Annotated in this window: 21 protein-coding genes; 6 read left to right on the top strand and 15 right to left on the bottom strand. The window is 72.4% G+C overall.

Annotated features, from left to right (window positions below; translation table 11 throughout):
• Positions 1 to 284 precede the first annotated feature (284 nt).
• The 6 genes from cbiE to OG711_RS31950 all read right to left on the bottom strand — a co-directional run bounded on the left by cbiE (position 285) and on the right by OG711_RS31950 (position 6510).
• On the bottom strand, positions 285 to 1490 hold the full coding sequence (gene cbiE / locus OG711_RS31975; RefSeq protein ID WP_073792146.1) for a precorrin-6y C5,15-methyltransferase (decarboxylating) subunit CbiE: 1206 nt from the start codon (positions 1488 to 1490) through the stop codon (positions 285 to 287).
• Positions 1491 to 1962: 472 nt separating this feature from the next.
• On the bottom strand, positions 1963 to 2604 hold the full coding sequence (locus OG711_RS31970) for a GNAT family N-acetyltransferase (protein WP_073792149.1): 642 nt from the start codon (positions 2602 to 2604) through the stop codon (positions 1963 to 1965).
• A gap of 174 nt (positions 2605 to 2778) precedes the next feature.
• Complete coding sequence (locus OG711_RS31965; RefSeq protein ID WP_329562006.1) at positions 2779 to 3606, bottom strand: MetQ/NlpA family ABC transporter substrate-binding protein; 828 nt, start codon at positions 3604 to 3606, stop codon at positions 2779 to 2781.
• 134 nt (positions 3607 to 3740) lie between these two features.
• Positions 3741 to 4568, bottom strand: coding sequence for a MetQ/NlpA family ABC transporter substrate-binding protein (locus tag OG711_RS31960; protein WP_073792154.1), 828 nt, complete (start codon positions 4566 to 4568; stop codon positions 3741 to 3743).
• Between the two features lie 134 nt (positions 4569 to 4702).
• Entirely contained in the window at positions 4703 to 5464 is a 762-nt protein-coding gene (locus OG711_RS31955; RefSeq protein WP_266513348.1) for a methionine ABC transporter permease, read from the bottom strand.
• Positions 5461 to 6510 (bottom strand): methionine ABC transporter ATP-binding protein, encoded by a 1050-nt coding sequence (locus OG711_RS31950; RefSeq protein WP_073792158.1) that lies wholly within the window; start codon positions 6508 to 6510, stop codon positions 5461 to 5463. The genes OG711_RS31955 and OG711_RS31950 overlap by 4 nt, the downstream gene beginning before the upstream one ends.
• 645 nt (positions 6511 to 7155) lie before the next feature.
• Here OG711_RS31950 and OG711_RS31945 point away from each other — a divergent pair.
• Together OG711_RS31945 and OG711_RS31940 are read left to right on the top strand one after the other, a co-directional pair.
• A complete protein-coding gene (locus OG711_RS31945; RefSeq protein ID WP_073792159.1) occupies positions 7156 to 7515 on the top strand; it encodes a hypothetical protein in 360 nt (119 codons plus the stop codon).
• A gap of 1 nt (position 7516) precedes the next feature.
• The gene (locus OG711_RS31940; RefSeq protein WP_073792160.1) at positions 7517 to 7954 is read left to right on the top strand and encodes a hypothetical protein; all 438 of its coding nucleotides are present in this window, start codon (positions 7517 to 7519) and stop codon (positions 7952 to 7954) included.
• A gap of 90 nt (positions 7955 to 8044) precedes the next feature.
• Here OG711_RS31940 and OG711_RS31935 read toward each other — a convergent pair whose 3' ends face one another.
• The 3 genes from OG711_RS31935 to OG711_RS31925 form a co-directional block, all read right to left on the bottom strand.
• Positions 8045 to 8542 carry a GNAT family N-acetyltransferase gene (locus OG711_RS31935; protein WP_073792161.1) on the bottom strand — a complete coding sequence of 166 codons (498 nt, stop codon included), beginning with the start codon at positions 8540 to 8542 and terminating at the stop codon, positions 8045 to 8047.
• Positions 8543 to 8579: 37 nt separating this feature from the next.
• Entirely contained in the window at positions 8580 to 9107 is a 528-nt protein-coding gene (locus tag OG711_RS31930; protein ID WP_329561999.1) for a sigma-70 family RNA polymerase sigma factor, read from the bottom strand.
• A gap of 129 nt (positions 9108 to 9236) precedes the next feature.
• Positions 9237 to 10427 carry a glycerophosphodiester phosphodiesterase gene (locus OG711_RS31925; protein ID WP_329561997.1) on the bottom strand — a complete coding sequence of 397 codons (1191 nt, stop codon included), beginning with the start codon at positions 10425 to 10427 and terminating at the stop codon, positions 9237 to 9239.
• Positions 10428 to 10838: 411 nt separating this feature from the next.
• Between OG711_RS31925 and OG711_RS31920 the strand changes: the two genes are divergently transcribed.
• Positions 10839 to 11459 (top strand): lysophospholipid acyltransferase family protein, encoded by a 621-nt coding sequence (locus tag OG711_RS31920; protein WP_237542937.1) that lies wholly within the window; start codon positions 10839 to 10841, stop codon positions 11457 to 11459.
• Between the two features lie 547 nt (positions 11460 to 12006).
• On the opposite strand, the gene OG711_RS31915 is transcribed toward OG711_RS31920, so the two are convergent.
• Genes OG711_RS31915 through OG711_RS31905 form a run of 3 tightly spaced genes read right to left on the bottom strand, consistent with a single transcriptional unit; the run spans position 12007 to position 14635 of the window.
• The gene (locus OG711_RS31915; protein ID WP_329561994.1) at positions 12007 to 12858 is read right to left on the bottom strand and encodes an aKG-HExxH-type peptide beta-hydroxylase; all 852 of its coding nucleotides are present in this window, start codon (positions 12856 to 12858) and stop codon (positions 12007 to 12009) included.
• Complete coding sequence (locus OG711_RS31910) at positions 12819 to 13415, bottom strand: hypothetical protein (protein ID WP_329561992.1); 597 nt, start codon at positions 13413 to 13415, stop codon at positions 12819 to 12821. The genes OG711_RS31915 and OG711_RS31910 overlap by 40 nt, the downstream gene beginning before the upstream one ends.
• On the bottom strand, positions 13412 to 14635 hold the full coding sequence (locus OG711_RS31905; protein WP_329561991.1) for an FxsB family cyclophane-forming radical SAM/SPASM peptide maturase: 1224 nt from the start codon (positions 14633 to 14635) through the stop codon (positions 13412 to 13414). Before OG711_RS31905 ends, OG711_RS31910 begins: the two co-directional genes overlap by 4 nt.
• Before the next feature lie 407 nt (positions 14636 to 15042).
• Here OG711_RS31905 and OG711_RS31900 point away from each other — a divergent pair, with 407 nt between their 5' ends.
• The 3 genes from OG711_RS31900 (at position 15043) to OG711_RS31890 (ending at position 20151) form a co-directional block, all read left to right on the top strand.
• Positions 15043 to 15276, top strand: a complete 234-nt coding sequence (locus OG711_RS31900; protein WP_143201266.1) for a hypothetical protein — start codon at positions 15043 to 15045, stop codon at positions 15274 to 15276.
• 105 nt (positions 15277 to 15381) lie between these two features.
• Positions 15382 to 19050, top strand: coding sequence for an FxSxx-COOH system tetratricopeptide repeat protein (fxsT, locus tag OG711_RS31895; RefSeq protein WP_329561988.1), 3669 nt, complete (start codon positions 15382 to 15384; stop codon positions 19048 to 19050).
• An 84-nt stretch (positions 19051 to 19134) separates the two neighbouring features.
• Positions 19135 to 20151: a hypothetical protein gene (locus OG711_RS31890; protein WP_266513374.1), complete on the top strand. Its 1017-nt coding sequence runs from the start codon at positions 19135 to 19137 to the stop codon at positions 20149 to 20151.
• Here OG711_RS31890 and OG711_RS31885 read toward each other — a convergent pair.
• Genes OG711_RS31885 through OG711_RS31875 form a run of 3 tightly spaced genes read right to left on the bottom strand, consistent with a single transcriptional unit; the run spans position 20102 to position 24682 of the window.
• A complete protein-coding gene (locus OG711_RS31885; RefSeq protein WP_073792168.1) occupies positions 20102 to 22600 on the bottom strand; it encodes a serine/threonine-protein kinase in 2499 nt (832 codons plus the stop codon). The genes OG711_RS31890 and OG711_RS31885 overlap by 50 nt on opposite strands.
• A 40-nt stretch (positions 22601 to 22640) precedes the next feature.
• The gene (locus OG711_RS31880; RefSeq protein ID WP_073792169.1) at positions 22641 to 23786 is read right to left on the bottom strand and encodes a hypothetical protein; all 1146 of its coding nucleotides are present in this window, start codon (positions 23784 to 23786) and stop codon (positions 22641 to 22643) included.
• Positions 23783 to 24682, bottom strand: a complete 900-nt coding sequence (locus OG711_RS31875; RefSeq protein WP_266513381.1) for a hypothetical protein — start codon at positions 24680 to 24682, stop codon at positions 23783 to 23785. Before OG711_RS31875 ends, OG711_RS31880 begins: the two co-directional genes overlap by 4 nt.
• Between the last annotated feature and the right edge of the window lie 4 nt (positions 24683 to 24686).

Genomic DNA, 24686 nt, shown 5'->3' with positions numbered 1-24686 from the left:
CCGTCCATGAGAACGAGCGGAGGCGCCGCGCGGCACGTCCCGTCGGCGGCGCCGGTCGCACCGGCGAACACCGACCACTGGCATTGTCCCGGTCGGCCCCCACCGCGGCACCTGAGTTCCGGCACGGTCTCCTGTGGACTGCGCCACGTCGCGCGTCCTGCGGTCCCGCCGTACCACACTCCACCCAAAACGGGCGGGATTTCCGGACATTGAGCCATGAAGCGCTGGGGGCCCGGTGCGGTACAACGATCGGCCAGCCTACCCCGCGCGTCGCCGGGCGGCGGTCAGGGGGCGCGGTCGGGAAGGCTGCCGGAGAGCAGGAATCCGACCGTCCGTTCCTTCTCCGTCCAGACCCGGGTGTCGAGTTCCACGGACTGGAGCAGGGCACATTCGACGTCGTACCCGTGTTCGACCAGGTCACGGCCGAGGCGTTCGGCGATGTCGCGGGTGGCCGCGTGGGTGACGATGCGCTCGGGGCGGCGGTCCGCGACGGCGGAGACCACGGCGGGTCCGCCGCCCGCGACACGCACGACATCGGGTTCGGGAAGATTCTCCAGTACATGGGGGGCGCGGCCGTGGACGGTCTGGATCTGGACGCCGAAACGGCGGGCCGCGGCGGTGGTCCGGGCGCAGGCGTCGGGGTCCTGGTCGACGGCGATGACGGCGGCGCCGAAGCGGGCCGCCTCGACGGCGAAGGCGCCGCTCGCGGAGCCGATGTCCCAGACGAGGTCGCCGACCCGGGGGCCGAGACGGGCGAGTTGGGCGGCGCGCAGCCGGTCGTTCTCGCTCTCCCGCAGTCCGGGGCCGTGGACGTGGGCGGGCAGGGCCCAGCCGCGCGGGCCGGCGGCGGGGTCGCGGCCGGCGATCCAGCCGGAGCCGGGGGCGGCGGTGCCGCCGATGACGATGACGACGTTGGGGTCGCGCCAGGTGCGGTCGGCGGCCTTGTCGGAGGTGACGACGGTGACGCGTTCGCTGGTGGTGCCGAGTTCCTCGCAGACGACGAAGGTGCGGTGGACGCCTTCGAGGAGCAGGCCGAGTTCGGCGGGGCCCGCGCCGGGCGAGGTGAGGACGGCGACCTTGGTGTGGGCACGGCAGACGTTGACCGCCCGGCGCAGCGTCCGGCGGTGGGCGACGACGACCTCGGCGTCGTCCCAGGGCATGCCCGCGCGGGCGAACGCCTGCGCGACGGCCGAGGGCGCGGCCACGACCTCGACCTCCAGGCCGAACTCGGGGTCGCGCAGGGCCCGTACGACCCCGAAGAAGCCGGGGTCGCCGTCGGCGAACACGACGGCGGTGCCGCGGTGGGCGGCGATCCGGCGGGCGGCGAGGGAGACGCTGCCGAGCCGGACGCGTTCGGCGCGTTCGGGTACCTCGGGGAAGGCGAGGTGGTGCGCGGCTCCGGCGACCAGGGTGGCGGCGGCGAGCGCCGAGCGCGCCCCGGCGCCGAGCGGTGAGCCGTCCCAGCCGATCACCGTGACCCGGTCGGCCATCGTCGTCAGTCTCCAGGGGTCGGGTGGTGCGGCGGTGCCGCGGGGGCGGCCGGTCGGCGGTACGGCGGCCCGTCGGTGGACGACGGAGGTCCGGTGCGGTCGGTCGCGCGGGCAGCGCGCGGGGCCCGCACAGGTGGCGGGACGGCGCCGCGCACCGTGAGCGTACCCGCTGGAAGGGGGTGGCGCCCCAGCGGTGCGGGGGGTTCCGGGCCGGGTCCGGGCACCGGGTGCCGCACCGGGGCGCGGAACGGGTTCGTCCGCTCGCCGGGGCCGCCGGGCCGCTCAGGGCGGGGTGAGGCGGGCGGGCCGTGGCCCGCGGACGGGCGCGGGACGGATGCCACCGGGGCGGACGGCACCGGGGCGGCGGGAGCGGAGGCGGTGGGAACGGGGCCGCGGGAGCGCCGGACGGCGGCGGAGCGGACGGGGGGCTCGCCGGTTGCCGTCGATCGCGGGCTGTCGCCGTCGGTCGCCGTCAGTTCCAGTCGGAGAAGGCGGTGTACTCGCTCGCCCCGGCGAACTGCTCGCCCGCGCCCTCCAGGTCCTCGGGCAGCAGGCTCCACACGATCAGGTCGGTGCGCTGCTCGGTCCAGCCGCCGCCGTCGTCGGTGCGCGCCCGTGCTATCCAGGCGCCGCGCAGGACGCCCTCGCTGATGCAGCCGATCTTCTGCGCGACCTGCTGGGCGGCGGCGTTGTCGGCGGCGGTGCGCAGTTCCAGGCGCTCGAACTTCTGGTCGCGGAACAGCCACCCGGCGGTGGCGAGCGACGCCTCGGACGCGTAGCCCTCACCGCGCGCCCAGGGGGCGACGACATAGGCGAGTTCGGCGGCGCGCAGACGCCAGTCGGCGTGCCGGAGGTGGACGATGCCCACCAGCCGCTGGGTGAGGAACTCGGTGACGGCGAACACGATCCCGTCCCCCGAGGTGCGTTCGCCGGGGGCGCCTTCGGTGATCCAGGCGTGGGCGTCGTCCGCGGTGTAGGGGTGCGGGACGGAGGTCCACATGGTGACGAGTTCGTCGTTCATCATCTCCGTGAGGGCCGGTGCGTCCGCCTCCTCGAAGGGGCGCAGGACCAACCGTTCCGTGCTGAGGGAGATGTCGGGGAAGGTGGTTGTCATGACGCGCTCCGTAACCTTCAGGAATCCTCAGGTCTGCCGCTGAGTTGACCAGCATGCAGCATCGGAACGCGGAACCGCACCACGGGGTCCGCCGGAAGGCGGGACGGAACCCGTGGTGCGGTCGCGGCCCCCGGTGCGCGGGGAGCCGTGGTCAGGGGGCCTGCTGAGCCGGTGTCAGTTCTTCCCGGCGGGCAGCACGGAGCCCTGGTACTTCTTCTCGATGAACGCGGCGACCTCGGGCGAGGTCAGCAGGTCGGAGAGCTTCTTGACCCGGGGGTCGTCCTCGTCGCCCTTCTTCACCGCGAGGACGTTGTTGTACGGGTTGCCCTCGGCGCTCTCCAGCAGGATGGAGTCCTTCTTGGGGCTGAGGCCCGCGTCGAGGGCGTAGTTGTTGTTCACGACGGCGGCCTCGACATCGCCCAGGGAGCGCGGCAGCTGCGCCGGGTCCAGTTCCTTGAAGACGAGCTTCTTGGGGTTCACGGCGACATCGGAGGGGCCGGCGGTGGGGCCCGCGTCCTTCTTCAGTTCGATGAGGCCCTGGGCGGCGAGCAGCTGGAACGCGCGGCCCTCGTTGGTGGTGTCGTTGGGGACGGCCACGGTGGCGCCGTCCGGCAGGTCGGCTATGTCGCCGACCTTCTCGGAGTACAGGCCCATGGGCGGCAGATAGACCTCGGTGACCGGGACGAGGTCGGTGTTCTTCGACTTGTTGAAGTCGTCGAGGAACGGCTTGTGCTGGTACAGGTTGGCGCCGAGGGAGCCTTCCTGGAGGGCGGTGTTCGGCAGGACGTAGTCCGTGAACTCCTTGATCTCCAGGTCGAGACCGGCCTTCTTCGCGAGGTTGTCCTTGACGTAGGCCAGGACCTCACCGGCCGGGACGGCGGTGGCGCCGACGACGAGGGTGCCGTCGTCACCGCCGTCCGAGGAGCCGGAACCGCAGGCCGTGAGTGCGACGGCGAGGGCGGTCACGGCCGCGGCGGCGGTCAGTGCTCGGGTGGTGCGCATGGGTGGTTCTCCGCGTGCGAGGGATACGAGGGGGTACGAGGGGACCGGCCCGCCGCGGGGACGGCGGGCCGGGGACCTGACAGGCCGGGGGGGGACCGACGGACCGGGGGAAGGACGGCCGGGGGACGGTCCGGTCAGAAGGCGGCGAGGACGGCGCCGTCGTACTTCTCCTCGATGAACTTCTTCACCTCGGGCGAGGTCAGCAGGCCGGCGAGCTTCTTGACCCGGGGGTCGTCCTCGTCGCCCTTCTTGACCGCGAGGAAGTTCCCGTACGGGTTGTCCTTCGCGCTCTCGGCGGCGATGGCGTCCTTGGCGGGGCTCAGGTCCGCCTCGATCGCGTAGTTGCCGTTGATCACCGCGGCGTCGACGTCCTCCAGGGAGCGGGGCACCACGGCGGCCTCCAGCTCCTTGAACTTGAGGTCCTTCGGGTTGGCGGTGATGTCCTTGGGGGTCGCCGCGAATCCGACGCCCTCCTTGAGCTCGATGACGCCGTTCTCGGCGAGGAGCTGAAGGGAGCGGGCCTCGTTGGTGGTGTCGTTGGGGACGGCTATGGTGGCGCCCTTCTTGAGGTCCGCGAGGTCCTTCAGATCCTTGGCGTACACACCGAGCGGCTCCAGATGCACCGTCGCGCCGGGCACGGGGACGATGTCGGTGCCGTTCTCCTTGTTGAAGTCGTCAAGGTAGGGCTTGTGCTGGAAGTAGTTGGCGTCGAGTTCGCCCTGCTGGACGGCGGTGTTGGGGGCGACGTAGTCCGTGAACTCCTTCACCTCCAGCTCCAGGTCGGCCTTCTTCGCGAGGTTGTCCTTGATGTACGCGAGGATCTCGGCCTGCGGGGTGGCGGTCGCGGCGATCCGCAGGGGACCGTCCGAGCCGGAGTCCTGGTCCGCGCCGCAGGCGGTGAGCCCGAGGGTGAGGGCTCCGGCGGCGAGGGCGGCGGTGGTGATCTTGGCGGCGTTACGCACGAAAAGTGCCTTTCTCCATGGGTGGTACCGCTCCCGCGCGTTCTGTGCGGGACACGGATGAGGGAGGTCGGTGCGCGCCCGGGTGCCGCCGGCCCGCGCGGGGCGGGCCGGTGACCGGGACGTCGGCGGACGGGTCAGGGGACCTTGACGGGGTCGGGTTCGCGGGTCACGTCCGACGCGGGCGACACGACCCGGGAGGTGCGCAGGAAGCGCAGCCGGGGTTCGCCGCCGCCGCGTCCGCCCCTGCGGTGCAGGGTGCGGGCGGCGTGGTCGCCGGCGAGCTGGATGAGGGAGATGACGACGGCGAGGACACCCACCGTGATCCACATCAGTTCGTTCTCGAAGCGCAGATAGCCGTAGCGGATCGCGATGTCACCGAGTCCGCCGGCGCCGACCGTGCCCGCCATCGCGCTGTAGCCGATGAGGGCGACGACGGTGGTGGTGGCGCTGGAGATCAGCGACGGCAGCGACTCGGGTACGAGGACCCTGCGGACGACGGTCCAGGTGTTGCCGCCCATCGCCTGGACGGCCTCGATCAGACCGCTGTCCACCTCGCGTACGGAGGTCTCGACCAGCCGGGCGAAGAAGGGGACGGCGCCGACGGCCAGCGGGACGATCGCCGCCTCACGGCCGATGGTGGTACCGGTGATCGCCCGGGTGAGACCCATCAGGGCGACCATCAGGATGATGAACGGCATCGACCGGGCGATGTTCACGATCTGCCCGAGGACCTTGTTGACGACCGTGTTCTGAAGGAGTCCGCCCCGGTCGGTGAGGACGAGGAGGACACCGAGCGGCAGTCCTCCGACCACGGCGATCACCGTGGACCAGCCGACCATGTAGAGGGTGTCCCAACACGCCTGCTCCAGCAGCGGCCACATCTCGGACCAGGTCACTTGGCACCTTCCTTCACCAGGGCGGACGGCTGCTCGGGGATCTGCGCGTCGACCACGTCGACCTGGAGCCCCTGCTCGCGCAGGAAGCCCACCGGCACGACGTTGTCCTCGTAGCGGCCCGGCAGTTCGATCCGCATCCGGCCGACCTGCTTCCCGGCGACGGTGTCCATCGCGGCGCCGAGGATCGAGATGTCGATGTTGTAGGTACGGGAGAGCTGCGAGATGACCGGCTGGGTGGCGGCCTCCCCGTGGAAGGTGACGTCCACGACGGTCCGGTCGGGGCCGGTGGCGTCGCCGCCGACCGGAAAGAGCGCGGCGGCCAGTTCGGAGCCGGGCACGGCGAGCAGTTCGCTGACCGTCCCGGACTCGACGATCCGTCCGTTCTCCATCAGGGCGGCGGAGTCGCAGATCGTCTTGACGACGTCCATCTCATGGGTGATGAGCAGGACCGTCAGTCCGAGCTGGCGGTTGAGGTCGCGCAGCAGCTGGAGGATGGAGCGGGTGGTCTCCGGGTCGAGGGCGCTGGTGGCCTCGTCGGAGAGCAGCACCTTGGGGTCGCCGGCGAGGGCGCGGGCGATGCCGACCCGCTGCTTCTGGCCGCCGGACAGCTGCGCCGGGTAGGCGCGGGCCTTGTCGGCGAGCCCGACCAGGTCCAGCAGTTCGAGGGCCTTGCGGGAGCGGTCCTTGCCCGAGACCCCGAGGATCTCCAGGGGCAGCTCGACATTGTCCTGGACGGTCCGCGAGGACAGCAGGTTGAAGTGCTGGAAGACCATGCCGATCCGGCTGCGGGCCTCGCGCAGCGCCTTGCCCGCGCGGGGGCCGCGTCCGGCGAGCGCCGTGAGGTCCTGTCCGTCGACGGTCACGATGCCGGAGGTGGGGCGTTCGAGGAGGTTGACGCAGCGGATGAGGGAGGACTTGCCGGCGCCGCTCTGGCCGATGACGCCGTACACCTCGCCTTCGCGTACATGCAGGTCGACGCCGTCGATGGCGGTGACCTCGCGTCCGCGGGAGCGGTAGACCTTGGTGAGGCCCTGGGTGGTGATCACTGGGATTCCGTCACTGTCGAGTGCGGGCGCCATGGTGGACGCCGGGCACGGGGCATTCATCTTCGGAACGCGGCACGGTTCTCGGTGTGGCGGTGGCGCGGGGGGGGAGAAACGTGCGCTCGGGGCGTGCGTGCCGGACGACTCGTGGTCGGGGACACGGCTCAGCTGTCTCGCTTCGGGGCGCGAGGCCGATGGCGGTGCGGGGGCCCTCAGAAGGCGCACATTCGACACATACAAGCAGCACCGGGCGTCATCATCGCCTCGGTCGCAAGGGTGCGGCTGCTCGTCGTGGTCATGTCGGCAAGTAAAGCAGACCTCCGCCCGCTGTCCACCCCCGCTGTCCGTATAGCGGACATCCCTGGACACTCCTTGGACACCCGCCCGGCGGCCCCGGCCCGCCCGACGGACACCCCGTGGCGCCGCCCGCCACCAGCCGGGACAGGGGGCGGCGGCACCCCGGCCGCCCGTCGACACCGCCCGCCGCGCCCCGGCGGTCCTGGCCGATATGTGGCCAACACCACGATCGTCCCGCCCGGGCCGTGTCCGACGATTCCCGCCCGGCCCGCGACGCGAGCCGTCCGGACACGGCCCGGGCCGATGGGGGCGGATACGGTACGGGCCGCCTCGCGTAATAAGGTCGTCGGCATGCTTGCTGCCCTGACGATCGCGACCGCGGTGGCCGCGCTCGTGCTCGCCGCGTGGTGCGGTTTCGCCGCCTACCGCGACCAGCCGACCAAGGACTGGCACTTCATCGGGATGGCCGTGGTGTCGCTGCTCGCACTCGTGCAGCTGGTCGTCGGGATCGTCCAGCTCGCGCGCGGGGAGCGCCCGGAGCAGGGCACGGCGATCTTCGTCGGGTATCTGATCGGCACCGTGTGCTGTGTCCCCGCCGCCGCCCTGCTGTCCCTCGGGGAGCGCACCCGCTGGGGCTCGGTGACGGTCGCCGCGGGCGGTGTGGTCCTCGCGGTCCTCCAGGTACGGCTCTACGACATCTGGGGAGGCTGAGATGACCGTGACCGGAGCACCGCGCGCCGAGGACGGGCGCCGCCGGCTGATCAGCGGACCGGGCACCCTGCTGGTGTGGCTGTACGGGGTGATGGTCGTCGGCGCGGTGTCCCGCTCGGCGGTGCAGATCGCCACGGACTTCGACCGGGCGCCGCTCGCCTACACGCTCTCGGCGGTCGCCGGGCTGGTGTACGGCTTCATCACGTACTCGCTCGTCCGGGGCGGCGAGCGGGCCCGGCGGGCCGCGCTGGTGTGCTGCGCGGCGGAGCTGGTGGGGGTGCTGGTCGTGGGGACCTGGACGCTGCTCGACCCGTCCGCGTTCCCCGACACGACCGTGTGGTCGGAGTACGGCATGGGCTATCTGTTCATCCCGGTGCTGCTGCCCCTGACCGCGATGTACTGGCTGCGCCGCGGCGCGGCGACCCACGCCACCACCTGAGCCGACGCCCACCACCGTCCGGGCCGACGCCCGCCGGTACCTGCAACCGCGCCCCCGGATCGCCTTCGGCGGAGGCGCGGCCACCCGCGGTCAGGCCGTCCGCGTCAGCAGACCCACGTCCTTGGTGAGGGTGACCAGGGTGAGACGGTCGTCCACCTGGTGCGACCCCACGGGGGCGTAGCCGTGCTTGCGGTACAGCCGCAGGTTCCGGTCGGAGTGATGACCGGTGAAGAGCTGGAAGCGCTTGGCCTCGCGTGCCGTGCGCAGCCGCTCCTCGATGGCGCCGAGCAGCCGTCCGCCGAGACCGTGGCCGCGCATCCGGGGGTGCACGATGAGTTTGCCGATATGGGCGACGCCGTCCTCGTCGACGGTGCCGCGTACCGAGGCGACGACCTCCTCGCCGAGCCGGGCGACGAGCACCTGGCCGGCGTTCAGTTCCGCCCGGATGGAGTCGAGCGGCTGGGTGAGCGGCTCGATGGAGTAGTCGCCGCGGACCTCCGCTTCGCTCTGGTAGCACAGGTACTGCAACTTCAGGATCTGTTCGGCGTCCCGCTCGGTCGCCGCAGAGATGGTCACGCTCATGCCCATGTGCGCATGCCTCCCGCTCACCTGTTCCACCGGTTGTCTAACGCTCCTTTCCCCATGGGTCAGGAGCCGCAACCTCCGCCGCCAGCATTCTGCGCAGACATCCCAGGCATCGGGAACGTTCCGGTCCCAGGCTCCCTTGTGAGATACCCAACTCCCCTGCGATTTCGCGGTACGTCAGGTCCCGGGGCGACAGAAAGGCAGTCATGAGTCGTGCGCAGCGGCCGGGCAGCCGGTGGACGGCGGCGCGCACGGCCCGGTGACGCTCGGCGGTCAGGGCGAGTTCGGCGGGGTCCGGCTGGAGCGGGTCGGCCGCCTCGGCGGGACCGGGACGACCCTGGCGGGGCGCCGTTTCGGCGCGGCGGAGCTCCGCGCGCAGCGCGTCCCGCAGCCAGCGCACCGGGTCGGGGGGCGGTCCGGCGGCCCGGGTGTCCTCGGCCAGCCGCAGCCAGAGGGTCTGGGCCAGATCGTCCGGCTCGGTGTCCGCGGCCAGCGCCTCGGCCGCCGCCGCGGCCATGAGCAGCGGACCCAGGGTGGCCACGAGCCGGGGCGGTACGCGGGGTGTCATGACGCGAGATGTCATACGGACCGGAACGCCGCCGCCCCGGGGCGGGTTGCCGGGACGGCGGGATGTCACCCGGACGGGAACATGTCCGGCGGGACCCGGCCGTGCTATATCCGGTCCCGCCCGGACCCGTCAGCGGTCGAGGAAGTCGGCGCGGGCCAGCAGGGCGGTGTCGGGGTGGTCGGTGAAGATGCCGTCGATACCGGTGGCGAAATAGCGGCGGTACGCGCCGAACACATCCCCGTAGCCGTCGGGCTCGGTACCCACGCGGTACTCGGCGGGCAGGAAGGGGTTCTCGTTGCGCAGGGTGTAGGGGTGCACGACCAGTCCGGCGCGGTGGGCGTCGGCGACAAGGGTGGTCGGTTCGGTGAGCCGTCCGCCCGCGTCCTTGGGGATGACGAGGTCGAGGGTGGGTCCGATGCCCCGGGCGTACGAGGCGATCCGGCGCAGCTCCGCGGGCCGGACGAGGTCGTCGGTGGTGCGGGGGTCCCCGGCCGTGACGAAATCCCAGGGGCGGGTCCCGGCGGCGGACAGCAGGACGACACCCGAGGTGTCGACAAGTCGGCTCAGCCGCTGGACGCTCGTCGGTTCGAAGGACTGGACGAAGGCGGGCGAGTCACGGCGGTGACGGCCGTGGCGGCGCAGCAGCCGGGCGAGACGTTCCTCCAGGGCGAGGCCGATACCGCGGAAGTAGGTGGGGTGCTTGGTCTCGATGTGCAGCCATACGGGGGCGCCCCGTTCGCGGCCCGCGCGGTCGGCCCAGCGCAGCACCTCCTCCAGGGTGGGGACCGGCCATCGGCCGTCGTGGAGGGTGTTGTGGGGGCGGTTGGCGGGGATGCGTTCCTTGGCGCGCAGGGTCCTGAGTTCGGCAAGGGTGAAGTCCTCGGTGAACCAGCCGGTGACACGGGTGCCGTCGATGGACCTGGTGGTCCTGCGGCCGGCGAAGCGGGGATGGTCGGCCACGTCGGTGGTGCCGCTGATGTCGTTCTCGTGGCGGCACACCAGATGGCCGTCCCGGGTGGGGACGATGTCCTGTTCCACGATGTCGGCGCCCAGATCGAGGGCGAGCTGATAGGCGCCGATGGTGTGTTCGGGGCGGTAGCCGCTGGCACCCCGGTGGCCGATGACGGCGGGTACCGGCAGCGCACCCGCCCCGGGGCGCCCGGCCCCGCGCGCCGTGACGGCCTTGGCGGGCAGCGCGCCCACCGCGCCGATCGCCCCGGCGGTGGCCGCCGCGCCGAGCAGGGCGCGGCGGGCGGGGGCGGTGCCCCGGGCGGGCCGGTCCGGGTGCCGTGCCTCGCCCGTCCCCGTGCGGATTCCCATGAGCGCTCCTCCCGACGGTCCGCGCCGTCCTTCGGCACGGTCTGGCTCCTGGCCCGCTGTCGGCCAGGAGGTGTGCCGATCGTAGGGAGGAGGTGATGACGGGAGAGGAACGTACGGCCGAACCGGAGCGTGCCGTGTGATGGCCGATCGGTGCGGGTCGGGCCGCTGATCGCCCGCCGTGGGAGGTGTGACGGGCGGACGAACGGGTAGTGACAGCGGGCGACGGATGATCAACGACACGTCACTGTTCGGTGAACCCGATGTGCGCGGGCCGGGGCCGCGCGAGTATCGTCCTCACCTGCACGGACTTCGACAGACCGTGACTTGCGCAGTCGTCGAACCCTGACCCCGGAGGGCCTGTTGTCCCGTTTCGCGCTCATCAAGGCAGTGCTCGGACCGATCATGCGCCTGATGTTCCGACTCCGGGTCGAGGGCGCCGGGAACATCCCCGGGACCGGACCCGTCATCCTGGCCGGAAACCATCTGACCTTCATCGACTCGATGGTGCTGCCGCTGGTCTGCGACCGCCAGGTCTTCTTCATCGGCAAGGACGAGTACGTGACGGGCGGGGGGCTCAAGGGGCGCCTGATGGCGTGGTTCTTCACCGGGGTCGGCATGATCCCGGTGGACCGGGACGGCGGCCGGGGCGGGGTCGCGGCGCTGATGACGGGGCGTCGGGTGCTGGAGGACGGCAGGGTCTTCGGTATCTACCCGGAGGGCACCCGCTCCCCCGACGGACGGCTGTACCGGGGCCGGACCGGGATCGCCCGGCTGACCCTGATGACGGGGGCGCCGGTCGTCCCGTTCGCGATGATCGGCACGGACAAGCTCCAGCCCGGCGGCAGCGGTATCCCGCACCCGGGCAAGGTCACGGTCCGGTTCGGTGAGCCGATGGAGTTCTCCCGCTACGAGGGCATGGACCGCGACCGCTATGTGCTGCGGGCGGTCACCGACTCGGTGATGACCGAGGTCATGCGTCTGTCGGGCCAGGAGTACGTGGACATCTACGCCACCAAGGCCAAGGCAGCCTGACCACCCCCGCACCCGCACCCAGGTGCGCGGGGAACCACGCACCCACAGCCGAACCCGCACCCGAGAACCAGCCCCAACCGGGCACCCACTCAGGGGCGCGAGGAACCGCGCACCCACGAACAGCCCGCACCGCAACAGGTACGCCCAGCAGTGGAACCCCAGAGGCGCGGGGAACCACGCACCCATAGCCGAACCCGCACCCGAAAACCAGCCCCAACCGGGCACCACCCAGGGGCGCGGGGAACTGCGCACCCACGAACAGCCCGCACCGCAACAGGTACGCCCAGCAGTGGAACCCCAGGAGCGCGGGGAACCGCGCACCCACAGCCGGACCCGCACCCGGAGATCAGCCCCAGCCGGGCAGCATCCAGGGGCGCGGGGAACTGCGCACCCACGTCCGGCCCGCACCGGGAACAGGTACGCCCAGGAATGGAACCCCAGGGGCCCGAGCCACAACGCCCCCGCACGGGACCAACGACCCGGCCAGTACCCAGCACCCGGCACCCGGCACCCGGCACCCGGCACCCGGAGGGGACCCCGCCCAGGTTCAGGACCGACGGGTCCCCCCGGAGGAATCGGGCGAGGCCGAGGGCGAGGGCGCGGACGGATGACCGGCCCGGGACGCCCCCCCGGAATGACGGGCGGCCCACCGCCCCCTGTGGGCCCGCGACAACGCCGCGGCCCGAGCCGCCGCCACCGGCGGCACACTCCGCGCACCCAGTTCGTCGAGCGCGTCCGCCATCCTCATGGCGAACCGGGCACCGACAGGGGCCAGCCGCCCACTCGCGAGCAGCGTCCCGCACGCCTCCCGTGAGGCGTCCCGCCACCGCGCGAACTCCACCCAGGCCAGCCGCCGCCCGTCCGCGGTCCGCTCGGCGCCGCTCTGCCGGTGCCAGAACAGGGCGACCCCGAGGTGCGCGTACACCCCGTGCAGGAGTCCGCCCAGCGGGCGGGGGTCCTCGCGCCAGGGCGCGTAGAAGTACTCGCCGGGCCGCTCGGCGGTGAGGTCGAACAGATGGGTGACGGCGGCGAGTTTGTTGTGCTGGAGCTCATGGACGAGGGCCAGCGCGAGGTCCCGGGCGTCGCGCGGGGTGGACAGCCCGGTGCAGCCGAAGGTCTCGTCGGAACTCCCGGCGGCGTCCCGGCCCGGGGGCGCGAGGACGGGGACGACGGCCCGGAAGGTCGCCTCCGTCTCGGCGAGCGGGCCCGGGTGCGCGGCGCGCAGCAGCCGCCGGGCGTCGGCGAACGTCCGCCGCCAGTGGGCCCATTGAGCGGCGGGCAGCCGCCCCGTGCCGGGCGCGGCGGGGAAGGCGTCGGGGTCGATGTCGTCCAGCAGCAGCGGTGTCCGGCCGGGTGCCGTCAGCAGTGGCCGCAGCCCCAGCCACCCCGTGCCGGACACGGGGTCCGGGCCGGGGCGGCCGGTGTCCGGGGGACCCGTACCCGCCGTACGGCCGCCGTCACGCTCGCGCCGCCGGGGCCGACGCGGACGGTGGCGGGCTCGCCGTCGGGCACGCCGTCGAACAGGGCGGCGCCGAGGGACGGCAGCAGCACCCGGCCGTGGCGGACCGGGAGCGTCACCGTGACGGGCAGGTTCGCGCGCAGGGCCCCGGCGACGGCGGTGGCCAGCAGCGGGTCGGCGCAGGGCACGGCGTCGGTGGCGCCGACGAGCACGCTCAGGGAACGCAGTTGGGCCGGGCCGACGGAGGGGTAGGTCAGTACCTCGCGGGCCACGTCCGGCGCGGTGCCGTGGACGCGGGACAGCAGCGACCAGGCCGTCAGGGCCGCCGCGGCGACGGGGGCCGAGTGGTCCCGCGCGCGGGCGACGACCTCGCGGACCAGCATCAGCCGGCGGCTGTACTCGGCGCGGCGCAGCAGTACGGCCGCTTCCCGGCCGCCCTCGCCGGACGCGATCCGGTCGAACAGGGCACCGCTCATCCGGTGGGGCGACGGCGTCACGGCCCGTCCGCCGGGCCGGCCGGGCCGCGGTGGGCGAGCAGTTGTCCGAGGTCCCCGGTGAGCCGGGCGCCCACGTGTCCGATGAGGGCGGCGAGGTCGGGGCAGTAGACGCTGGGGTTGGCGAAGGCGGAGCCGTCGTCGCGGTAGCGGTGGGTGGTGTGGCCGCCGCCGCAGACCCGGTGCAGCGGGCAGGCCCGGCAGGTGCCGGAGAGCCCGGCGGGTCCGGGGAGGGGTTCGCCGGGTGCGGCGGGGCGCAGGGCGCGGTCGAAGGGGTCGCGGGCGACATGGAGTCCGGTGGTGATGGCGCCGGGGTAGGCGGTGCGCAGGGTCGCGTCGCGTCCGATGGCGCCGTCGGTCTCGACGACGGCGTAGCCGACGGGTGCGAGGCCGAGGCCCTCCACCCGGGCCCGGCCGCCGAGCAGCAGGGTGATCAGCTCCTCCAGCAGCCGGACCCGGGTCCGGCGGACGGGCGCGCCGAACCATTCCTCGAACACGGCGATGAGCCACTGGGCGTACGGGGTGTCCGTGCCACCGGGGCGGCGGCCGGGCGGGGGGATGGACCAATTGCCGTGCGGGAGCAGGAAGTCGACCATCGGCGGGTCGTAGCTCAGCAGATGGCGGTAGGTCTCCACGGGGTCGTTGCGCAGGTCGATGGTGCAGAGCAGCCCGCCGAAGAGGGGGCGGTACGGTCCGTCGGCGAGCCGCCGCACGGCCGCGGCGACCTGGTCGTGGCTGCCGCGGCCGTCGGCGCGGCGGCGGTGCCGGTCGTGGGCGGCGCGGTCGCCGTCCATGCTGACGCCGATCCGGACGCCGAGTCCGGCGAGGACGGCGAGGTATGCCTCGTCGAGGCGGACGGCGTTGGTCTGCACGGTGACGTCGAGCCGGATCGCGGGGTCCAGTGCCCGGCGCAGGACGTGGACGGTGCGGGTGAGGGCGGGCGGGCCCGCGAGCAGGGGCTCGCCGCCGTGCAGGACGACGGTGACCGCGTCGAGCCGGTGGGCCGCGGCGTGTTCGGCGATACGGTCCGCGGTGCGGTCGACGACGGCGGGTGCCATGACGCGGGGCTGGGTGCGCCAGCTCTGGTCGACGCTGCGGTACATGTAGCAGTAATCGCAGGCGAGGTCGCATCTGCTGTGGATCTTGAGAATAAAGGAATGAAAAGGGGGAACAGGGTTTTCCGTGCCACTCGTGGACTTCCCGGGAACATCTCCCCGGGTCACCGTTGTCCCCGCTTCGTCGGGTCGGACCGGATTCGCGTCCTGCACCAGGCGTGCACTCCTCAAGACGATCGTGGCTCGCCGTGTCCGCCGGAAACTGCGGATTCAGTATTTTCAGTGGCTCGTGCCAGCGTCAAGACGGCAAATCGGCCGTCGTGGCCGGGGAAACGGGAGGCTCGCCCGGAGCCGTCGGACAAGGAGCCACCGCCGCCCCGGCGCACGCCGGGCGGACAGGCGGGCCGGACCGTGCGGCGGTCGGGCGTCGGCCGGCGGGGGCGTCGGCTGGCCGCCGGGCCGGGCGGTTGGCTACGATGAATCCCCTTCGCCATAAGGCACTTGATCCGCCCCGTCCGGGCTTACCCTGGTTGCTCCGCTGCTCCGCGTGCCGTGTTCTTCCCCGTGCGAGAAGGGTGGGCGATCCCGACATGGCCGATCCGGCCAAGATGCTCGACGATCTCGATTCCCTGCTGGTGAACCTGTCCGAGCTGACATTCGACGATGTGGCACGGCTGCCCGATTCGGCACTCGGCTGTGTGCTGCGCAGACTTCATGAAGCCGCGCACGCGCCGGACCGTACCTTCGCCGCGGACTACAAGGATTCCATTAGCGTCCTGGACGGTGAGTTTCCCGGCAACCCCCGATGACCCCGGACCCGCGCGTTATCCGGCCGCCGAGCAGCCGGGACGAAGGAGCGGCCCAGAAGTGGAGCGACAATGACCGCCCAGGAAGACCGGGAATCCCGTTCACGTGTGACGCTTTTCTGTTCGGCGGCGGAGAACATCGGTCAGACCACCACCCTCCTGAACGCCGCCCTGATCCTCGCCGAGTCGGGGCGGCGGGTGCTGATCGTGGAGGTCCAGGGCACCGGGGTACGGGCGTCGCGGTATCTCGGCGCGCTGACCGACCGGCCGCCCCGGGACACGGGCGCCCCCGACATCCCGGGTACGGGGGTGCGCCGGCCGAGTGTGTGGGATCTGCGGGCGCACGGCTGCGGCCTTCAGCTGTCGACGCTCGCGGTCGCCGATGTCCGCACGCTCGCGTCGCTGTTCGGGCGGGACCCCGGCCTCACCCCGGGGCACCCGTACTTCGAGCGCTACGACGAGATCCTCATCGACGCGCCCGCCCCGCGCGGACCCCGGGAACGCGCGGCGCTCGCCCCGCTGCCGCATGTGCTGGTCACCTGCTTCACCCTCAGCTCCTGGCTGATCGAGGGCGCCGCCGCGCTCGCCCGCGACCTGCGCAGGCGCGCCACCGACCGGATCGGTGTGCTGGCGGTGGGGCTGAAGGCCGACAGCCGCGCCAACGACCAGCTGCGCACCTCGCGGGCCCTGATCCGGGACTGCTTCGAGGACCTCAGCGACGGCCCCGGCGCCCACTACGTGGAGTTCCCCTACGACCCCCAGTACACCGAGTCCGACGTACTGGCCGTCGGGGCGGAACCGCCCGGGACCCAGGAGGGGCTGCGCCCCCGGTTCGTCCGGCTCGCCGCCGAACTCGCCCGCTCCCGCCCGGCGCGGCTGAGCGAGGTGACCCTGCTGCACACCCCCCGGCACATCGCGTGGGCCGAGTGGATCGAGGCGCAGCTGGAGTCCTCGGGGGTGCGGGTCAACAGCTCCGGGTTCGACAGGTTCACCGGGGAGGCCCCGGGCCAGGGCTCGATGCTGCTGGCCCTCTCCCCCATCGGTGTCACCCCGGAGCAGGCCGACGCCCTCGCCGCGCTGTCGCACCCCGACATCCGGATGGTGCTGGTCGACGCCGAGCCCCTGCCGCGCGGGCTGTCCCACCATGAGCAGGTGGTGCTGCGCAGGCTGACCGAACCGGAGGCGCTGCGCGCCCTGCGGCGCGGTCTGCATCTGCCGTCCGGCGGGGAACTGCCGGGCGCGGTGAGCCGCTTCCCCCGGCTGCCCCCGTACACCAATCTGCGCCCCCGCAACCTGGCCTTCATCGGGCGGGACCCGGTGTTCGAGAAGCTGCGCGGCGCGCTCGCGACGGCCGCCGTAACCCGCACCCGCTGTGTGCTGATGGGGCCGCCCGGTATCGGCAAGAGCCAGACCGCCATGGAGTACTGCCACCGCTTCAGCGGGGACTACGACATCGTGTGGTGGGTGCGCGCCGACACCGCGGGGGCGGTCCGGCGCGGTCTGACCCGGCTCGCGGAACGCCTCGGGCTGCCGACCGTGGGCGATGTGCCCGCCACGGTGCTCGCGCATCTGCGGGCCCGGGACCACGGCAGCTGGCTCCTCGTCTACGACGACGTCCGGGACCCGGCGCTGCTCGCGGACCCCCGGCTCGCCCCGGGCAACGCCGACGGCGGCCATGTCCTGGTCACCACCCGGCCCACGGAGGGGCCGCACGGCGGCCATCTCGTGGAGGTGCCGCCGTTCTCCCGGGAGGAGAGCCGCGCCCTGCTCACGAGGGCCGTGCGGGGGCTGTCCACGAAGGACGCCGGGGACGTGAGCGCCGCCGTCGGGCATGTACCGCTGATGGTCCGGCTGGCCGCGGCGTGGCTGGAGGACGCGGCCACCCGGGTGATGGCCCTGAACCGGCCCCGGGCGGCGGCCGTCAAGGAGGCCGCGGGGCAGTTCAACGTCGAGTTCACGGCGGAGCAGGACCGGCTGCTCCAGGAGCACCGCTCGGTGCCGCTGGCCCGGGTGATGCTGGAGGTCGCCCTCGCCTCCCTGCGGCGTTCACCGGGGGCCGAGGCGTGGAGCCAGGAGCGCGGCGACAGCTCGGTGATGGTGTGGCTGCTGGAGTGCTGCGCGCTGCTCACCGAGTCGGGCGCGAGCCTGCCTCTGCTGCGCTCGCAGCAGATGCGCGCGGCGATCGCCCGGCACACCACGGACCGCGACGGGCCCGCCGACCACACCAGGCTCAGTTCCCTGGTCAGTGACGCCCATATGGTCGACGTGGCGCTGTGGACGATGGCCCGCTACGGACTCGTCGAGGTGGACTTCGCCCGCCCGGACCGCCCGGTGCGCCAGCACCAGGTGCTCCGTGACACCGTCCTGGAGCGGATGGGCGCCACCCGTGCGGCCCGCGAGATCGAGCTGCGCGCGGCCATCGCCGAGTACTCCTTCGGCGGGCCGCCGGGCCGGCCCACGGCCGAGGCGAGCGACCAGCTGGCCCGTCAGCTGACCGCGCTGCGGTTCTGGGAGGACGACCAGCCGGAGGTGCGCCAGCGGCTCATCGAGCATCTGCTGACCCTGGCGCGGACCCGCGACGAATTGCGGCTGCGGGAGGTGCTGGAGCTCGGGGCGAGCGCCGAGGCGCACTGGCGGACGTCCGGTTCGTCCGCCGAACTGCTGCGGCTGCACCAGGTGATGGCCGCCGCGCTGCGGCTGCTCGGCCGGTACGCGGAGGCGTCCCGGCACGCCCGGACCGCCCTGCGCGGCTACCGTGCCGCGTTCGGCCCGCACCATCCGCGCACCCTGCTGTCCCTCGACGCGTACGGGGCGATCCTGCGGGCGGACGGCCACTTCGCGGACGCGCTCGCCCAGGGCCGTTCCGTGGTGCGGGGTCTGCGGGAGATCCTGGGGCCGGAGCACCTGCTCACCGCGCAGGTCGAGCACAACCTCGCGGTGAGCGAGCTGCTGACGGGCAACGCCGCGCAGGCCCTCGACCGGCTCCAGGACCAGCTGGGACGGCGCCGGGCGATCGGCGGTCCCGACGACGAACGCGCCTGGGGGGTGGTCATCACCCTCGCCTCCGCGCACCGGGTGCTGGGGCAGCACCGGGAGTCGTTCGACCTGCTGAAGGAGTATCTCGCGGGGCCCGGCGGCGCGAGCGCCACCTTCAGCGAGCGGGCCGTCACGGAGACCGGGCTCGCGGTGAGCGAACGGCGGCTCGGCAACCCCCGGGGCGCCCGGGAGCGCGACGGCCGGGTCCTCGCGGACTGTATGCGGTTCCTCGGCCCGACCAGCCCGGTCACCCTGCGCTCACGGTTCAGCCTGGCGGGCGATCTGCACGCGCTCGGCGAGCACGAGGCGGCGGCGGAGCAGTCGGCGCGGTGCGTGGAACTGCTGCGGACCCTGGTGGGCACGGACCATCCGTTCACCCAGCTCGGCCAGATGCAGCTCGCCACGCACCACCGCTCCGCCGGACGTCCCGAGCAGGCCCTGGAGGGGGCCCTGGCCGCCCATGAGGAACTGAACGCGCGGCTCGGGCCGACCCATCCGTGGACGCTGACCGCGCTGTCGTGCCTGGGGAACGTCCACATCGCGCTGAACGACCCGGACGAGGCCGTACGGCTGGAGGAGCTGGCCCTGGACGGCTACGACGAGATCGGGCTGGGCGAACACCCGGACCGGGCGCTGGTCGCCGCCAATCTCCTGGACTCCCTGGCCCGGACCGGCCAGGGGACACCGGGGGCCGGCGGCGCCCCGCGCGGGGACATCGATCTGGAGATGTCCGATGTGTGACGGCGGCGGGCGGCGGGACCCACGGCACGCCCCGCGAGTACGGGGCCGGGCCACGGACGTGAGAGCACAGGGGAGTGACGGGACTTGAGCGGCGACATGCGTCCGGACCAGGAGCGGCTGATCGCGATCGACAGGCTGTACGCGGAGCACTGGTCCGCGCAGCGGTTCGGGCTGATCAACGAGCTGAGCGAGCAGGTGGCGGCCACCTGCCCCGATCTGCGTTCCCTGAGCCACTTCAGCAACGGGGTCGTGGACTTCTCGCTGCGCCCGGCAGGGGTGGCGCCGCTGCCCGGGGGCCGGGCCGGGGATCTGGAGATCGAACGGGAGGGCCGCTCGGGGGCCCAACTGGTGCTGAGCATGCAGCAGTTCGAGAAGACGCTGGACCCGCTGCTGACCGGTGCGCTGATGCGGATGGTGGTCGAGACCCCCACCGGCGGGCTGTACTGCGGACGGGTCAAGGCCGCGCAGCACATCGTCGGCGTCACCCTGGACGGTGCCGGGGTCCCCCCGATGGACGAGGCGCTGAACGCGCTGATCACCGACATCCGGGTCGATCTGCTGTCCCTGTCGGAGGAGCACCCGGGCGGGCTGGACAAGCCGTACCACCGGCTGAGCGGCGGCGAGCGGCTGCACTTCACGGCCGGGCGTCAGATGGACGAGCCGCAGGTGGCCCGGCTGCGCGGGATCTGGCACCGCTTCCTGAACCCGGTGGATCTCCAGTACGCGGCCCTGTTCGCCAACTGGAACCTGGTCTGTGTCGGTGACGCGTTCGAGGACCCCACGATCGGGGTGCGTTTCCTGAACATCGATCCCGCGACCCGGCGGCGCAAGTACCGGGACACCGCCGACCAGCTGCGGGACACCATCGCGCAGTTGCGCAACCTCCTCCAGCCGGTGAGCCGGGAGCCGATGACCCGGCTCGTGCTGGACGTCCAGGAGGGCGCGATCTACTTCCACTGGCTGCCGAACGGGCACAACGGCGACTTCGTGTGCGGGGTCACCCTCGACCAGCACCAGGTCGACAACGCCGAGCGGCGGATACGGGAACTGCTCACCGAGCTCCCGCAGCCGATCCCACGCCCCCGTTCCCGCCGTCAGTGAGCTGGATCACGGTCTGCTGCACGCGTTCCGCGAGGGTGCTCAGTGTCTCGGTGACCTGGGCGCGCCGCACCTCGCGGGTGCCGGCGCCCTTCCCCGGGGCGCCGGGCAGGGCGTCGGGCCGCAGCTCGGGCAGCACCTCCAGGGTGATCTCGAAGCTGCGGCACATGACGAAGAGGCTGTTGCGCTGGTCCTCGGTGAGGCCGCCCTCGCGGTCGGCGGTGACCGTGGCGATCCAGTCGCCGACACTGTCGTGGAACGTGTCCAGCAGCATCCCCAGCAGGGTGGCCAGGCCGATCGCCTCGAACTGCGGCGCGGAGAAGGTGACCCGGCGGGGCCGTCCGCCGGGTTCGGCCATCCCGCTGCTGTCGACGCCGAGCGCCTCCCGCAGATCGGCGGGCCGGTCGAGGAGCCGTTCCAGGGTGCCGGACGCCTCGGCGAACAGCCGGGCGACGGTCAGCGGCAGCCGGGGGCTCTCGGCGCGGGCGGGCGGCTGGAGGGTCTGGGTGTGCGCGAGGCGGTCCAGCCGGGTGTCGAGCCGCTCGATGCGTTCCAGGACCCCGCTCTGGTGCTCGGTGACCCGGGTCAGCCGGGCGCGCACCTGGTCGAGGGTCGATTCGCGCTGGGCGGCCTCCAGCCGGGCGGCGAGCAGTTCGAGGGAGCGGTCGAGGCGTTCGGTGAAGTCGGGGTCGGTGACGACGACGGGTGAGGTGCGGGTGACCTCCGCGACCCGGTCGCGCATCCGCCGGGACACATAGCCGTTGACGACGACGAGGATCTCGCACTCCCCGCGGGGGAACGCCCGGTGCGCGGCCCGGGTGATCCGGCCGATCCGTTCGATCTCGGCGTGCTCCAGCACGGAGGTGAACGGCAGTACGCCCAGTGCCCCGCCGGCGCCCACCCGTACCCAGTAGGCGATGTCCCGGGTGGCCGGCTCGGGCGGATCGCCGAGTTCCGGTGGGGGTGCCTCCCGGCGCCACTGCCCGGCCGCGAGCGCGCGTTCCACGGCCAGCAGGACGTCCGAGTGGGACCGCTGTTCGTACATCCGCCGTACGGCGGTGTGGACCCGGGGGACGTCGATGACGGGGGTGGCGGGGGCTTGCGCGCGGGCGGGCTCCAGGGCGGTCCGCCCGCGCGCGGCGGTCGCCTCCTTCTTGACGCGTTTCCAGGAGCGGCGGCAGATCCTGAGGATCTCGCGGGGGATGCCGTTGGACAGTTCCGCGATCTCGTCGACGGCGTCCGGTTCGAACGGCCCGAGGACGATCTCACCGGTCTCGTCGTCGGTGGGGGGCACGACGGTGTCGTAGTCGGCGGGGCGCCCGGAGGTGTCGGGGCGCTCCTCGACGGGGCCGGTGCCCGCCGCCGCGCCGGGCCCGGCGGGTGTGCCGGCGCGGGCCGCGCCCACCCGGAGGTAGCCGCTGACCAGGCGGGCGGTCTCGGGCCCGGTGAGGCCGGTGGGCCAGATCTGGAGGACACGTTCGTGCAGTCCCTGGGGCATCCGGCTCCAGGGCTCGGGCTGGATGCACAGGACCAGCAGACCGTCCTGGTTCACAAAGGTGTTGACGAGTTTCTCGAACCCGTTCATGAACTGGCTGTAGTCACGGCGGCGCCAGCCGAGCACGCTTTCCAGCGCGTCGATGACCAGGACGTAACGCTGTCCGACCCGGCCGTAGAGGAAGCTGAGGACGCACAGCGCGTCGAAGACGCCTTCGGTGGTGTCGATGGCGGAGGTGATGCCGCGTTCCTTGAGCGCCGCGCTGGGTTCCTTCGCGGCGAGCCAGTCCCACACGTCCTGCTTGAACGGCCCTTCCAGCAGCAGGGACAGTCCGACGGCGAAGCGCCGGTGGTCGACGGCGACCCTCAGATGTTCCCGGAGATGCCGGTGCATCAGTTCACGGTCGATTCCGAACGCCTGGATCACCTTGCGCGGATCGAAGGTGCCCTCCTTGAGTCCCGCGACGACCTCGTGCTGCTGCGGACCGATGTGCAGTTCGTCCGCGTCGGAGCTGTTGAGCAGTTCCACGACGATGTTGGCGTAGTACGTGGAGACGACCCGTTCGAAGGCCGCGCTGGCCTCCTGGTCGTCCTTCAGACCGAGCATGCGATTGCGGTAGACGGCGCTGAGGTCGAGGCTCGGCTGATTGATCACCCAGAGCGGGATCGAGTGGTCGGCCCGGATCGCGGAGGTGACCTCACGGGCCATATGACTCTTGCCGACGCCGAACTCACCCACGAGTGCGATCGCCCGGCCCAGGTCGCCGCCCGGTTCGGGCCGTTCCAGATAGTCGGATACCTGGCGTCGCAGGCGGGTCAGCGCGTCGGTGACGATCGTCGGATATCGCTTGGGCCGGTGTTCGCCCACGCGCACCGCGTCGGCGAAGCCGCCCAACTGCACGACCGGGCTGAAGGGGAAGGGGTTCCCCTTGCCGAAGATGGCGTCGGTCTGACTCATCGTGGTGGTCCTCCTGGGCCTGGGGGCCGTGCGGTCGGCTTCAGAACTTCAAGGCCGACAGGTTGAGCGCGGCACGGCGGCGGCTGACGAGTTCCAACCGGTTCAGCCGGACCGCGTTCTCCCGGTGCTCGATCGCCTCGCTCGACATGTCGTGCAGGAATCCCTGCAAATCTCTGACATTTCTGTACAGATGCCGTTCTGGGCGGTTCTGAATGACTTCATCCGCAAATACTATGCTGGCCCCCGGAAGTCCATTCACAACTGTACGCCGCCCGATGAAGATATCCCAGTCCTCCGCATTCACCGAACTCATCTCAAGCAGCGTGTAATGCGGTTCGTACACACCCCTGAACTCCTTCTCCAGTTCTCCCCTGAGCCCCTTGTGCGAGGTTTCCAGAAAGAACACGACAGAGGGATGCGCATAGGTGTGGAAACTACTGATGAACTGAGTGGTGAGCCCGTCACCGAGCCACATCATGTCCGGCACGATGACGAGCAGAATACGGTTCATCAGACCGAGTCGCGTACTGATGGCCTCGTACACCTCACCGAGGTCTTCCGATTCCTTGCGGGGATCATCGAATCCCTGCTCGAATCCCTTGTCCATGGCGAGTTTCCTGAGCACGGTTTTCGCGATCTTCCGGTTCAGTTCCTCGACACTCGTCTTCCTGCCGTTGTTCCTGCTGTACCCGTTGTCGACGTTGCGGAAGTCACCGATGGGCAGGATCTCCACACCCGGATATCCGCCCCGGGGCACCCACAGGGTGGGGCCGCTCTCCGCGCCCGGCAGCTGGTCCGCCGCGTAACCGGCCGCCGCCGCGACGCCGTCCGGCGCGAGCGGGGCGAGCCGCCGCCCCAGATCGTCCACACAGCGGTTGATCAACGAGGTCTTGCCGGTGCCCTGCGCGCCGTTCACGACGACGACATGGCCGTGGTCCTGCCCGTAGGCGAGGACGTCCGGATCGGGACCCGTCTCGACGAACCAGTCGAACTGCGCCTCGGTGTGGTCGACGGGCACCCACAGTTCGCTGTGGCCGTGCACCAGCCACGCGGCGAGCGGGGCGTTGACCTCCCACTTGACGACGGTGGGAAGTCCCTCGCGGGAGTAGGGGACGGGTACCCGGAACGGATTGAACGAAACAGGCTGCGCGTCCGCCGGCGGACCGCTCTCCTCGGATGGACTCATCGGCCGTCCTCCTCCCCCGTGAGGTTCCCCCGCCGGGAGCGCGATACGCCCACCCGGGACCACGCCCTCGTCGCGGCGCGCCCCGCCCGGCGCGCCTGCCAGCCGAGGAATGACGCGTGCAGTTGCTCGACCCGGGCCACGGCGTCGGCGAGCGACCGCCGCTGGCGGACGGCCTCCTCGCCCATGTCGCGTGCGGTGCGCCGGACGAATCCGCCCGCCCCGGCGCGTACCTGGGTGGGGAGTTCATCCGGCAGCGGCAGGGATTCCGCGAGCGCCACGGCCCGGCGGCGACGGGAGCCGCCGTCCCGGACACCGCGCAGGGCGGTCGCCAGTTCCGCGCGGGCCCGGCCGAGTTCGTCGTACGGGGTGGCGGCCCCGGTCTCCCAGTCGGCGAGGTACAGCGCGGCGGCGTAGGAGTAGGCGTGGGTCGCGCCGGAGAGCGTGTCGGCGCGCTGGCGGCGGTGGGCCGAGCCGCGTTCGACCCCGCTGCCGAGCACGGTGAAGGCGGCGGCGACACCCGCCAGCAGCAGCCCGTTCGTCAGTGCGCCGGGGCTCTCGCCGCCGCCCTTGTCCGGGGCGTCGCCCGAGGCGGTCATGACGGCGCGGCACACCCGGCGGAAGTCGGGGCGGTGCCGCTCGGCCCACTGGTCGACGGTCAGTTCCCGGCCGTGGCCGGGGCCCGCGCGCAGCTGGCCGGGCTCACCGCGCACGGCGGTGGCCGTGCCCAGCAGGACGGCCGCCGACACCACTTCGGCGCGGCGGTCGTCGGCGAGGCAGTGGACGGTGTGGACGTCGTCCTCCCGGGAGTCGGTGTGCGCGGGCGGCGCGCAGAGCAGCAGCAGGGCGGTGGCGGCCACCGGCAGGCCCGCCACGGCCCGTGGTCCCCCGTGTCTCATCGTT

This window comes from Streptomyces uncialis (assembly GCF_036250755.1).
In the GTDB taxonomy this organism is placed as follows: domain Bacteria; phylum Actinomycetota; class Actinomycetes; order Streptomycetales; family Streptomycetaceae; genus Streptomyces; species Streptomyces uncialis.
This window is presented reverse-complemented; position numbering and strand designations above follow the sequence as displayed.

Bases quoted from the DNA above. Each gene is read 5' to 3' on its own strand.
- OG711_RS31945 (WP_073792159.1), top strand. From the start codon at position 7,156: ATGCTTGCTGCCCTGACGATCGCGACCGCGGTGGCCGCGCTCGTGCTC.
- OG711_RS31965 (WP_329562006.1), bottom strand. From the start codon at position 3,606: ATGCGCACCACCCGAGCACTGACCGCCGCCGCGGCCGTGACCGCCCTC.
- OG711_RS31925 (WP_329561997.1), bottom strand. From the start codon at position 10,427: ATGGGAATCCGCACGGGGACGGGCGAGGCACGGCACCCGGACCGGCCC.
- cbiE (WP_073792146.1), bottom strand. From the start codon at position 1,490: ATGGCCGACCGGGTCACGGTGATCGGCTGGGACGGCTCACCGCTCGGC.
- OG711_RS31970 (WP_073792149.1), bottom strand. From the start codon at position 2,604: ATGACAACCACCTTCCCCGACATCTCCCTCAGCACGGAACGGTTGGTC.
- OG711_RS31880 (WP_073792169.1), bottom strand. From the start codon at position 23,786: ATGAGTCCATCCGAGGAGAGCGGTCCGCCGGCGGACGCGCAGCCTGTT.
- OG711_RS31940 (WP_073792160.1), top strand. From the start codon at position 7,517: ATGACCGTGACCGGAGCACCGCGCGCCGAGGACGGGCGCCGCCGGCTG.
- OG711_RS31875 (WP_266513381.1), bottom strand. From the start codon at position 24,682: ATGAGACACGGGGGACCACGGGCCGTGGCGGGCCTGCCGGTGGCCGCC.
- OG711_RS31920 (WP_237542937.1), top strand. From the start codon at position 10,839: ATGTTCCGACTCCGGGTCGAGGGCGCCGGGAACATCCCCGGGACCGGA.
- OG711_RS31930 (WP_329561999.1), bottom strand. From the start codon at position 9,107: ATGACACCCCGCGTACCGCCCCGGCTCGTGGCCACCCTGGGTCCGCTG.
- OG711_RS31885 (WP_073792168.1), bottom strand. From the start codon at position 22,600: ATGAGTCAGACCGACGCCATCTTCGGCAAGGGGAACCCCTTCCCCTTC.
- OG711_RS31935 (WP_073792161.1), bottom strand. From the start codon at position 8,542: ATGGGCATGAGCGTGACCATCTCTGCGGCGACCGAGCGGGACGCCGAA.